Origin of the sequence: Candidatus Defluviilinea gracilis (genome assembly GCA_016716235.1) — a bacterium.
Taxonomy (GTDB): domain Bacteria; phylum Chloroflexota; class Anaerolineae; order Anaerolineales; family Villigracilaceae; genus Defluviilinea; species Defluviilinea gracilis.
In genome coordinates this window covers 636,609-648,537 of sequence record JADJWS010000001.1, presented here as the reverse complement: position 1 = coordinate 648,537, position 11,929 = coordinate 636,609, and the positions used below count along the sequence as shown (strand labels likewise).

Here is an 11,929-nt window from a genome sequence, read left to right as displayed (position 1 = left end):
CCCGCCAAGAAAAAAAGAATCTTCGCGTTCCTCGCGCGCTTGGCGGTTAATTATTCACCTGGCACAAAGAGGATCCAAAAATCGTGACCGGGGATGTCCGAATCGAACAAACGCAATGCGCCGTTCGGGTACAACTCTTCCAAAGCATCCAGCGATTGCTGGTCGTTCACCGTCGGGTCTTCGGTGTCGGCTTTTAGGATGAATAATTTCGGACCCGGCAATTCCACTGTCGAGGCAAAATTTTCGGGCCATAGCGCCATATCGCGGTTCGGGATACCCGCCCACGCGGCGGGCAGGCGCGTATCTACCCAATACGGGAACGGCACCACCCAAACCGTCTCTGTTGTGCCATAGGTCTGCTCGAACTCGCGTATGACTCTTCCCATGTCGGATGTGTTCCACGATCCTAAACGGAATGAATTCGCAAACGTATCGAAGACAAGCGTGTAATTTTGTGAAGCGGAAGCCGCCAACAAGATACCCGTCAACCCCCAGGCGACGACATTCCGCATCCCTCTCCCTTTCAGGCTGGTGACTAACCCGTCGAGCGCCAACGCCGCCAGCAGGAAGGCGGGAATGCTCGCCGCGCCGGCGCGGTTGAGCGCGGGGTTTTCCCCGGGGAACGCCAGCGATAACGTGGATGGCAACTGCAACAACGGAATAGACACCAGCAGGAACAAATCCTGCCAGTGGCGTTTGCGGAAGTAGCGGATCAGCACGAGGACAAACCCAAACAGGAACAACGCGCCCGTGACCACGTCCAGCGCGGGGCGGTGAGGGATCGAGTTGACCCAGATCTCGCCATCGTCGAGGTTATACATCAGCAACGCCTTCCCCACGTTCGACGCAAAGATGACCGGGGCGGGTCCCGGCAACAGCTGTTCGATCGTGCTTAACCGGGAAAAAGCGCGGAACCCGAACGCCTCCGGGTTGTCGATCCAGAAGCGCAACAAGGGAAGAAACACAAACAATGAGGTGATCGCCAGCATCGCCAGCCAGACCGGCAACTCGCGGCGCGCGCCTTTCGATTGCGAGTGAATCCAATACAAGATGAACGCCGCGATCACCACGAACGGAACAATGCGGAATGGGCTATAGCCATGCAAGCCAAGCCCGAGGAACAAGCCGGAGAGGAGGAAATCGTTGCGGTTGCGAGTGCGCAAGCCGCGCAGGAGGAAAAGAAGCGTCGGCGCCACGAAGAGGGGATATAACGGGAAACGCAGTCCGATACGACTGATGACGTTGGGCCAGTAGGCAATTCCCGCGAGCATAAAGGCAAAGAGCGCCACGCGCGTTCCGCCGATTTCTTTTCCGAGCAGGTAAATAAATGGCAGGGTCAAAAAGCCGAGGAGGGCGGTGCCGAGTTTGAGGCTGAGATACGACAAACCGGTGCCGAAGATGTTTGCCACCCAGAGAGTCCAATACATTTGAATGGCTTCACGCCCGGTATTGCGCGGGAAGAAAATATGCGTGTCACCCTGCGACACATCGTATACATCGTACAGTTTTTCGGCATGGTCGCTGAACGGTTCCGGCGGCACGGTCTCTGTCTGTGTGAAGCGGAAGAAGAAAACCAGGGCGGTGGCGGCGAAGAGCAGAATCGCCCAGCGCGAGATGGTGATCGTCCATGTGTCGCGGTTGAAAAAGCCCGCAATTTTCGCCAGTTGGTTTTTCACGCTACCAGTCCGAATCCACAATGCGCCCATAAAGGCGAGCACGGCGAGCGCCCACACCGTAACGTTGAGCGTGGTGAAGAGGTTCTCGTCCAGCAGGGTGAACGCCCAGAGACCCAGCCCCAGGCTGAGGATCAACATGACTGGGCGATAGGTGAGCGGGTCTGTCCGATCGGATGTTTCGGCGAGAGGCGCGAGAGTCCATTCGCCGCGATAGAGTCCCCAGCCCAGCGCGAAGAGCGCGGCAACGAACAGCGCAATTCCTAATTGGGTATCTGGCGGCGGTTCGAGAAGCCTTTGGCCCGCCAGCGCAAGCAAGAGCGCCAGCAGGGAACTCCACGGGAAGGGGGAAGGCGATTCGTATTTGGTAGCTGAAGGTTGACTGGGGCGCGGGTGGCGATCCGTCTCTGCCGCGAGGAGCGTATCGAGACCGGAGTTAAGAGGTTGCGGACCCTCAGGTTGATCGTCGGTGATGGATGATGTTTCTTCCTCGGCAACACGAGGAATCTGAATCCGTTCGCCTGCGCCGAATCGAAACAGCGATTTGACGTAATCGAGAATGCTGGGTTCATCGAACGGAGGTTGTGGGTGAGGAGTGGTCATGAGTTCGTATTGCGTCCCTTCGGCTAGGCTCAGGGGAAGATGGCGTTGCCCGGTTCGTTGCCTACTTGCGCGCTTGTTTCCTTGCGATTGTAATGATGCTTTCGCCCCACGTCATGGGAAGAAACGCCACGCCCGTGATCGCCTGTAGTCCGCCGAGCGAACCGAAGGTCAATTTTTGGATCGCGCTGGGAACGAGCGGAATATAGGGCACATCCCAAAACCCATCAGCGAAGATGCGCTTGATTGTAAAGCCTGCGCCTTCGATCAAGGAGACCCATTCGGCGGGTCGTTTCAACGAGATGTGAGTCGGGTCTTGATAGCCGATCCACTTGTCGCCTTTCCACGGCTTGAGTAGAGAGTCGAGGTTCGGCGTGGCAAGGATGAGAATGCCGCCTGCCTCGGTGACGCGCCCGATCTCTCGAATCGTTTTTTGCGGGTCGGGCAAATGCTCCACAACGTGCTTGATGATAACCACGTTAAATGAGTTGTCGTTAAATGGAAGTTCCTGGGCGCTGGCAGTTTGCAGGCGAGTGGTCTTCACAACGGGTTTCGACTGTGTCACCGCCCAATGGTTGATATCACAACCGTACGTTTCGAACGTGTCTTCGAGCTGACCCACAAGATGCCCCATGCCGGCCCCCACCTCCAGCAGGCGCGCGCCGCGCCGGCCGTATCGCCGCGCCAGCATGGCGAAAAAACGATTCGACCACCAATACATGCTGTATTTGGCGAAAGTAATGTTGGCGTAGGTATGCGTGGAGAAATAGTTTTCGTCGAAGGGCATGGGCGCGTATACAAGCACAAGGAAACAGGCGCAAAGCGGATTTGTGGCTGTGTGCGTTTGACTACTGTTTCCTGGTCTACCTTTTCTTCGCGATATAAAACGTAAACGTCCCGTTCTCGGTCGGTTCAGGCGAGGCGTATTTGCTTACATATTTTTTCGTTAGCCAGAGATTCCAGATTGCGCGTGAGAGTATCCAACGCCCTGTGAGAACGCGAGCCAATACCGATGGAACGCCGAAGTAATGTCCCCATTCTAACACGCGCATCGCGGCGGGCGAGAAGTAGTGCCAGTGCCGTATCATTTCAAAGCCGGCGCGTTCCAGGCGCATTTGCCAAACATCAGGCTCGTCGGCGTGATGCACGCGTGAAATTCTGCGGAACCAGTTTTCATACGGCTTGCCCAACACCTTCGAAATAGACAAGGCGGAAAAATATCTCGTGTTCGGCACGCAAAAGTAAAATGGCGCACCCTTCCTTAATACGCGCGCGGTCTCTTTTAACACGTCGTCAATGTGCGGGATATGCTCTAGCACCGAGTTGCTGAACCCGCTGGCGAAGTAGTCGTTGGGGAACGGAGATTTCGCGCCGTCCGCCTCCACGAGCGACTTGTATGCGCCGTATTTCTTCGCCTCGTGGATGGGTCCGTGCCACGGGTCGAGTCCCACGTCAATTTTTTGGTCGAAGGTCAACGAGGCAAAGTGACCGTCGCCGGCGCCCACATCGTAGACCGGCGCGGGCAGGGGCAGGTTTTGGTAGTAGGATGATTCAATTGCCCGCAAAAATGCGCGGAAGTAGGGCAGGTCGCGCAGGTGGAGGAAGAGGAAGTCTTTATTTGGCATGCTATAATGATAGCGCTTTCTGAAAAGTGATAGCAGAATCGAGGTCGCTATGGTACGGATGATGGTTCAACTGACCGAAGAACAGGTGAAGGCTTTAAAAGAACTGGCGAAGGCTCGCAAGACGCCTGTCGCAAAATTAGTGCGCGAGAGTGTGGCGCAGTATATCGTAACCTCTCCAAAAGAAATGACGCAAGAAGAAAAACGCGAGCGCGCCCTTGAATTTATCAGACAGCTTGAGGAGGGAGAAATCCAATTTCATGATATTGAGGACAAAACTGACATTTCGACGAATCACGACAAATATCTGGCGGAGATTTACGGCACATGGAAAAAATCTTCGTAGATACCTCGGCGTTCTTTGCGCTTGTCAACCGGAGTGATGAAAATTACAAACAGGCATTGCTCGCATGGAAAGAAATGATCAAGCGCAGCGCGACACTGATAACGAATAATTATGTTGTTGTCGAATGTTTTTCATTACTTCAAAGCAGGCTCGGGATTGACGCCGCTCGCGAATTTCGGACAAAAATCGTTCCGTTGCTTCAACTCGAATGGATCGGCGCCCAAGAACATTCTGCCATCGTCAATTTCGTGTTATCCGCCAACCGCCGCCAACTTTCGCTGGTGGATTGCAGTTGTTTCGAGACGATGCGGCGAATGAACATCGAAAAAGTTTTCACCTTCGACAGCCACTTCCGCGAGCAGGGCTTCGAAATTATCCCATAAGTTTTGCAAATAATTTTTCATACTCCTGCGCGACGGAATCGGGGTTATAGGATTTCTTGATGGATTCGATATCGCCCTTGAACTTTTGCGGTTCATTCAGGACGGTGAGAATGGACTCAGCCAAGTCGGCCGCGTCGCCAATTCGAGCGACTCGTCCCATGCCGTGCATCGTCACCGGTTGACGCACCCCCGGCAGCGCGGACGGAACGCACGGCACGCCGTTCAGCATCGCTTCGATCTGCACAAGTCCGAAGGCTTCGGTGGAATTCAATGATGGCACGGTCAACACATCGAGGTTGGGGTATAACGCGGCTAGTTGAATGGGATCGAGGTTGCCGAGAAATTTCCAATGACCGGTCGATTCATATTCGCGAATCTTTGGGATCAATCTGTCAAAGTATGCCTGTTCGCCCATCACGTTCTGGTGTTGTCCCGCGTATAGCACTTGCGCTTTCGGATATTTCTGCAAGATCGTTGGTAACGCGTCGAGCAAAAATTCCACGCCTTTTTCGGAGGCGAAGCGCGTGACCATGCCGATGACGGGATGCCGCTCTTTCACATGGTGTTCGTGCGCGAACGCCTCCACCGCACCGAGGAGTGGACTCGGCATCTCAACGGGGGGCAGGATGGGGGTCAGTTTGGAAGCGTAGCGCGAAAGGTAGGGAGAGTTGTCCGCGTAGTCTTGTGTGTACGTCACGATGTGATTCGAAAAAATCCCAGCCGCGTTGTTCATCAAGTTCACGACGAAATTGACAAAGCGGTTGAAGAATCCGGGCGGCAACAGCAGATCGCAATGATAGGTTAGCACGGCGGGTTTGCCGAAGAGACGTCCGCGCAACGCCACGCCGGGCGCGTCGAATTGGGGCAGGTGCAATTGCACGACATCGTGTTGCGCGACGAGTTTTGTCGCGACCCAACCGAACGCCGGCGCGATGACGCCTTTGCTAACCCGCGCCGCCACCGGCACGCGGATAATTTTTACACCGTCTATCACTTCTTCGCGTGGAAGCGACGGGTCATATTGCATGGTCATCACGGTCACTTGATGTCCGCGCTTGACGAACGCGCGCGCGAGTCGCTCGGCGTAAATGGTCAGCCCCGATGTGTGCGGGCGATAATAGGTGAGGACGGTGAGGATTTTCATAAAGCGGGGAGATTATACCCTCGCGACAGGGAGCAATGCGGTCTCTTTTGTACACGGATACTTCGACACGGTGAGCAAAAGACGAACCGTCAGCACAAGTTTCACAGACAACACGGATTTTTTCGTTTTCTCAGAAAGTTCCGTGTTGTCCGCGCGTTCCGTGTGCAAAAATGAGGTTGAGAAAACTTTTGAAATTAACTTGATACAATCACCGCCTGTTGAGGTGACTTGTGAATCACAAAAAACAAATATTGGATTGGTTGCTCGCCACCCTGCGCGAGTCCGCGTGGGCGCCGCTGGGTGTGTTTGGTTTTTATCTGGTCGGGCTGGTCTTCGATTGGTACGACCGTTTTCCCCCGCTCGATATCCCCACGCATTTTATGGGCGGCGTGGCGATCACATTTTTCTTTCGTTCTGCCATCAAACAATCACAAAAATTTCTTGGGGATATTCCCTCTTTGATTCAAATCCTATTTGCCTTCACCTGCACAGGGACGACGATCATCCTGTGGGAATTCTACGAGAACGCTTTCGATTATCTCTTCGGCACCACCATGGTGCGCGGATTGGAAGATACAATTGTGGATATGCTTATTGGGATGACGGGGGCGATGGCGTTGACTTTGTTCTATAAACGGTGATAATGCTTGTAATTCAAGGAGTGGAAGTTGCGTGGAGAACAATCAATGGTAATTCATCGGGATTCCTTTGCCTCCAGCGCAACCTATCAACTAACTCCTGAAAATGAATCTGCCCGCTAAAATATCTTTCCTGAACAACTAGGGGGAATGCATCTTGGATTTCAGAAGGGAAACTTATAAGGTCGCCGTTGGCTGATATCACAGACCCGTCATCGGAAAGGTGAACAATAGCAAGACCCTCCGATCCTATGATGTAGTCGTAGATCGCACCACAAATCGCCCACACATATACTTCATTGCCAGATTGTCCTAAAAATTCCCACTCGCAGATTACTTCTTCTGGAGGACGGTAATTGAATTCATCAGCAAGCGCAGTCTGGTAATCTTTCCATTTCTCTATCTGAATAGGTTCAGGTTTTAACCAGGGAATAATTGCCGGGGTTGGTTGTGTGTGTAATGTAGAAATAACAATCCAGGGAGGTTCGTCAGGGTGACCGCGTCTCCAGCGCAAACGATCTGCCCGTTCTATAGCGCGCCAGTAAGCGTCCGATCCATAATAATCCACTGGCTGAATAAAGATTTTTTCCTGCACATTCGAGGGAAACATGGCGCGAATATCAGCGTTATAAGAAGATCTTGATCCGGGAATTTCGGCATTTATTACCTCCCCATCCATTCCAAGATATATCACAGCCGGAATCGTTGCTCTATAAGGGTTGGCAGAGTAGATGCCTGCACAATGCGCATCCACATAAACTTCCTGTTCTGTTTGTCCTAATATTTCCCACTCACATACGACTTCTTTAGGTTGAAGAGATGACTTGAAAAATGCTTTCGCTAAAGCGTCTTCATATGCCATCCAATGTTCTATTTGATTGGCATTAGGTGCAATAACAGGAATGGTTGGTTTTGTAGGTAATGGAGATGGGGTAACCGTTACGAGTATTGGCGTGGATGTCGGAACGGGTGTCGGTGAAACCGTTTTTGAAACAGGTGTCTCACTGGGTGACAAAGTTGTTTTCTCTCGACAAGCAACGATGAGATCAAGAAAGAGCAACAAGAAAAGATATGTCACGATCTTGTTCATTATTGATATTTCCTTTTACGTTCAAATCCAGATCTACAGAAATTGCCTGATCGAAAACACTATTAGACTGCTAAAACAAATCCTTATTCGCCTGCACCCACTCGAACATCAACTCCATGCCCTCTTCGAGATCAATTTTCGGTTCCCAGCCGAGTTCGTGTTTGGCTTTGCGTAGGTCGGCGTAGAAGACTTTCTGGTCGCCGGGACGCCAATCTTCGCGCGCCACTTCGATTCTTTTGCCGAGCAACTTCTCCAGTATCGGACCGAACTCTGCCCAGATCGCCATGACGTTGCGCCTGCCGCCGCCAACGTTATAAATTTGCCCTTTGGCAGTATCAATTTTTTCGATGGCGGCATCGTACGCGTCGAGCAGGTCGTGGACGTGCAGAACGTCGCGCACTTGTTTGCCGTCGCCATAGACGGTAATCTTGCGTCCCGTCACTGCAGCGATCATCATCCACGCGAGCCAGCCTTGGTCTTCGATTCCAAATTGGCGCGGACCGTAAATGCAACTTTGACGAAAGACGACAGAGCGTAGACCGTAAATGCGAGCATAATCGCGGACGTATTGGTCGCCCGAACCTTTTGAAACTCCATACGGCGAATGGAAATCAAGCGGCTGTGATTCGGGACAGCCGTGTTTCAAATCTTTGTATAACCAGCGCGTCGATTCTTCGACCAACTGCACATCGTCCATGCCGCCGTAGACTTTGTTGGTGGATGAGTAAATGAAGATGGGATTCTTTTTCGATAGGCGAGCGGCTTCGAGCGCGTTGAACGTCCCCAGCGCGTTGGCTTCGAAGTCCTCGCGCGGATTTGTCACAGAGGTTGTCACTGCGACTTGACCAGCGAGATGCACGATGACATCCGCGTCTTTGGCGGACTCGGCTAACAAGTCTGCGCTTCGCAGGTCTCCGACGATGAGGTTGAATCCAGTTTCCCCGAATTGACTCTTCAACCAGTCCACATTGCGCGGCGCGCCCGCGCGCGAGAGATTGTCGAAGATGGTGACGCGCTCGCCGCGCTGGATCAGCCTGTCCGCGTAGTTCGAACCGATGAATCCCGCTCCGCCTGTGATGAAGTAATGGCGACTCACATTGTATCCTTTAGATTAGACCTCTTGAATAAGTAAGTTTTGCTTAGCCACACATCGTCCCGATGTTCTTCGGGAGAGTCCACAGAGCCCTTTGAGAAAATCTCTTTTTTCTCTGTGTGCTCTGTGGCGAAAAGACTTTCGCAAGAGGGCTATTATTTGATGCTACACCGTCCCGCAGGTTGCGTAGTGGCGACTTCAGTCGCCCACAGCCGAACGACTGAAGTCGTTACTACGGTTTTATGACCTGCGGGACGTTTTGACTATTCCGCTTTCGCTTGCTTGTTTCTGAAACTCATCAACTCCTGATAGACGCCTGAAAGAGTCTGTCCTTCGCGCGAGAGACCGATGGCGCCGACTATGATGCTGTTGATGTAATTGTACAACCGCATGGCTAATGCGGCGGCGAGCGCGGAGGATTCGTCGGCACCCAGGATTTTCAAGGCGAACACGATCGCGGCTTCGAACGTCCCTAACGCGCCGGGCGCCGAAGGGATGGCTCCGCCGAACGCCGCCATGCCCAAGCCGAACATCGCCCAGATCGCGTTCGCCTGCGGGAAGAACGCGCGGATGATGAAGTAATACGCGACGATGGCGATCCCCCAGTTGACAGCCATCCAAAATAAAAATTTGACGAAGAGTCTGCCGTCGGTGAGCACGCTCAAGCCGGAGAAGAACGATTCGAGGAAACTGCCGCCGAGTTGTTGCAAGCGCGGAAAACGCGCCGTGAGTTTGTGAAAAATATCGAGCGCCCATTTGTTGTTGCGCGCCAGAATGAACATCAGTACGAAGCCGATCAGCACGATGCCGCCCATGATGTAGGCTGTACGTCCGCTCCCCTCCGCGCCGACGATGAACGGAAGGACGGAAAGAAAAATGATGGCGGTGTAGATCAAGTCCATGGTGCGTTCGATGACGATGGTTGGGAGGATTTCCATGAAGGTCATCTTGGATTTTCGGCTGAGTAAAAAGGCGCGACCAACTTCGCCGAGGCGGAAGGGAAGGAAGTTATTTAATAAGTATCCTTCACCCACTGTCCAAAACACATCGCTGAACGAGGCGCGGTCACGCAGAAGCGTTCTCCACACCTGCGTGCGGACCGCCATCCACACAAAGCCGATCACAAGCGCGATTCCGAAATACACATAATTCGCGTTGCGAAGCGCGTCGACCATTTTGGGCAGGTCAACGAAATAGAGGATCGCGGCGATCAAGCCGAGGCTGACGATCGCGCCGGGGAGCCATTTTTTTACATCTTTCATATGATTCCTTTTTTACCACGAAGGACACAAAGTACACAATGGAAAACCCATGCCATGTCATGCTGAGCCGCTTGCGGCGAAGCATCTTTGCCACGTTGCGCCAGAGACCCTTCGGTCGCGGACGAACGCTCCCTCACATCGTCCCGATGGTCTTCGGGAGGGTGACATACCTTAGTGACCTTCGTGTCCTTTGTGTTTAAAGAAGATTATTCCTCATTCAACTTCAACACCGCCATGAACGCGTCCTGCGGGATTTCGACGTTGCCGACCATCTTCAAGCGTTTCTTGCCCTTCTTTTGTTTCTCGAGCAATTTCTTTTTGCGAGTGATGTCGCCGCCGTAGCATTTTGCCAGCACATCTTTGCGCGTGGCTTTGACGTTGGCGCGCGAGATGATTCGTCCGCCCGAGGAGGCTTGCACTGCCACATCATACAGTTGACGGGGGATCAAGTCTTTCAGTTTCGTGATGAGGCGTTGACCTTTGTGATACGCATCCTTTTGATGGACGATGGTCGCGAGCGCGTCGAGAGGTTCGCCGTTGACGAGTATTTCAAGTTTCTGCAATTCGTCGGGGCGATATTCAAGGAATTGATAATCCAACGAAGCATAGCCTTTGGTGCGCGATTTCAAATCGTCGAAGAAATCAATGATAATTTCCGAGAGCGGGATTTCAAAATCGAGTTGCACGCGATGCGGCGCGGGATATTCCTGTTGTTTGAAGATGCCGCGCCGTTTGGTGACAATGTCCATGATGGGACCGTAATAATCGGTGGGCGTGATGATCTCGATGGTCATCCACGGCTCGCGCACTTCGACGATCTTCGATTCATCGGGCAGTTCGGCGGGCGAGTCAACGGGGATGACCGAGTCGTCGATCATCAACACTTGATATTCCACCGACGGCGCGGTGAACAGCACATCCAAATTGTATTCACGTTCGATGCGCTCTTGAATGATCTCCATGTGAAAGAGACCGAGAAAGCCCGCGCGGAATCCGAATCCCAACGCTTGCGAGGTTTCAGGCTGGTACGTCAGCGAGGCGTCGTTGAGTTGCAGTTTTTCGAGCGAGTCGCGTAGCTCGGGATAATCGTCCGCTTCGACGGGATAAATCCCCGCGAAGACCATCGGCTTCGGGGTTTGGTACCCAGGCAGAGGGTTAGAGGCAGGCTGAGCGGCGCGCGTGATCGTATCTCCCACGCGGCACTCATGCACGGTTTTGAATCCCGTCGCGATGTATCCCACCTCGCCCGATCCCAACGTCTCCGTCGCCTTCATGCTCGGCGCGAAAATTCCGATTTCAACGGGGCGCATTTCTTCGCGCGTCGAAAACATCCGCAAGACATCGGTGGATTTGAACGAGCCTTCAACCACGCGGACGTACGCGACGACGCCTTTGTACGAGTCGTAATGCGAATCGAAGACGAGCGCGCGCAACGGCGCGTCATCCAGATCTTTCGGAGGCGGCACGCGCGTCACAATTGCCTCCAGGATTTGATCCACGTTGACGCCCTCTTTCGCCGAGACGCGCAAAACCGCTTCAGGCGGGACCCCGAGCAGGCTCCCCACATCTTCAGCCACCTCGTCGGGACGCGCGGAGGGCAGGTCAATTTTGTTGATGACGGGGATGATCGTGAGGTCGGCGTCGAGCGCCTGATAGAGATTCGCCAGCGTCTGCGCTTCGATGCCCTGCGTGGCGTCCACGACAAGCACCGCGCCTTCGCACGCCTTGAGCGCGCGGCTGACCTCGTAGCCGAAGTCCACGTGACCTGGCGTGTCGATCAGATTGATCTCGTACTTTTGATTGTCCTTCGCGGTGTAATACATCCGCACCGCGGAGGCTTTGATCGTGACGCCTTTTTCGCGTTCGAGGTCCATGCTATCGAGCACCTGCTCGGTCATCTCGCGTTCCGAGATCGCGCCTGTCAGTTGCAACAAGCGGTCGGCAAGCGTGGATTTTCCATGGTCAACATGGGCAATGATACAGAAGTTACGAATGTGGTCGGTCATAATAGCGGGGGAAGTATAACCGAGTTTCTTAACAACGAAGATATCCTTCGACTTTGATCGAGGATGATTAAA

Annotated in this window: 11 protein-coding genes; 3 read left to right on the top strand and 8 right to left on the bottom strand. The window is 53.4% G+C overall.

Annotation, left to right across the window (positions count from 1 at the left end; all coding sequences use genetic code 11):
* Positions 1–50: 50 nt before the first annotated feature.
* From IPM31_03080 to IPM31_03070, 3 genes are all read right to left on the bottom strand, one after another.
* Positions 51–2,276, bottom strand: a complete 2,226-nt coding sequence (locus IPM31_03080; protein MBK9005956.1) for a glycosyltransferase family 39 protein — start codon at positions 2,274–2,276, stop codon at positions 51–53.
* Positions 2,277–2,337: 61 nt separating this feature from the next.
* Positions 2,338–3,060 (bottom strand): methyltransferase domain-containing protein, encoded by a 723-nt coding sequence (locus IPM31_03075; protein MBK9005955.1) that lies wholly within the window; start codon positions 3,058–3,060, stop codon positions 2,338–2,340.
* A gap of 76 nt (positions 3,061–3,136) precedes the next feature.
* Positions 3,137–3,898: a class I SAM-dependent methyltransferase gene (locus IPM31_03070; GenBank protein ID MBK9005954.1), complete on the bottom strand. Its 762-nt coding sequence runs from the start codon at positions 3,896–3,898 to the stop codon at positions 3,137–3,139.
* A 61-nt stretch (positions 3,899–3,959) separates the two neighbouring features.
* On the opposite strand from IPM31_03070, the gene IPM31_03065 reads away from it, so the two are divergent.
* Both IPM31_03065 and IPM31_03060 read left to right on the top strand, forming a co-directional pair.
* Positions 3,960–4,241 carry a ribbon-helix-helix protein, CopG family gene (locus IPM31_03065; protein MBK9005953.1) on the top strand — a complete coding sequence of 94 codons (282 nt, stop codon included), beginning with the start codon at positions 3,960–3,962 and terminating at the stop codon, positions 4,239–4,241.
* A complete protein-coding gene (locus tag IPM31_03060; protein ID MBK9005952.1) occupies positions 4,223–4,624 on the top strand; it encodes a PIN domain-containing protein in 402 nt (133 codons plus the stop codon). The genes IPM31_03065 and IPM31_03060 overlap by 19 nt, the downstream gene beginning before the upstream one ends.
* Here the strand turns inward: IPM31_03060 and IPM31_03055 are convergent.
* The gene (locus tag IPM31_03055) at positions 4,614–5,768 is read right to left on the bottom strand and encodes a glycosyltransferase family 4 protein (GenBank protein MBK9005951.1); all 1,155 of its coding nucleotides are present in this window, start codon (positions 5,766–5,768) and stop codon (positions 4,614–4,616) included. The genes IPM31_03060 and IPM31_03055 overlap by 11 nt on opposite strands.
* A 230-nt stretch (positions 5,769–5,998) precedes the next feature.
* On the opposite strand from IPM31_03055, the gene IPM31_03050 reads away from it, so the two are divergent.
* On the top strand, positions 5,999–6,409 hold the full coding sequence (locus IPM31_03050; protein MBK9005950.1) for a hypothetical protein: 411 nt from the start codon (positions 5,999–6,001) through the stop codon (positions 6,407–6,409).
* A gap of 13 nt (positions 6,410–6,422) precedes the next feature.
* On the opposite strand, the gene IPM31_03045 is transcribed toward IPM31_03050, so the two are convergent.
* The 4 genes from IPM31_03045 to lepA all read right to left on the bottom strand — a co-directional run bounded on the left by IPM31_03045 (position 6,423) and on the right by lepA (position 11,857).
* A complete protein-coding gene (locus IPM31_03045) occupies positions 6,423–7,496 on the bottom strand; it encodes a hypothetical protein (GenBank protein MBK9005949.1) in 1,074 nt (357 codons plus the stop codon).
* 70 nt (positions 7,497–7,566) lie between these two features.
* Positions 7,567–8,592 (bottom strand): GDP-mannose 4,6-dehydratase, encoded by a 1,026-nt coding sequence (locus IPM31_03040; GenBank protein MBK9005948.1) that lies wholly within the window; start codon positions 8,590–8,592, stop codon positions 7,567–7,569.
* Between the two features lie 260 nt (positions 8,593–8,852).
* On the bottom strand, positions 8,853–9,851 hold the full coding sequence (locus IPM31_03035; protein MBK9005947.1) for a flippase-like domain-containing protein: 999 nt from the start codon (positions 9,849–9,851) through the stop codon (positions 8,853–8,855).
* A 206-nt stretch (positions 9,852–10,057) separates the two neighbouring features.
* A complete protein-coding gene (gene lepA / locus IPM31_03030; GenBank protein ID MBK9005946.1) occupies positions 10,058–11,857 on the bottom strand; it encodes an elongation factor 4 in 1,800 nt (599 codons plus the stop codon).
* Positions 11,858–11,929 lie beyond the last annotated feature (72 nt).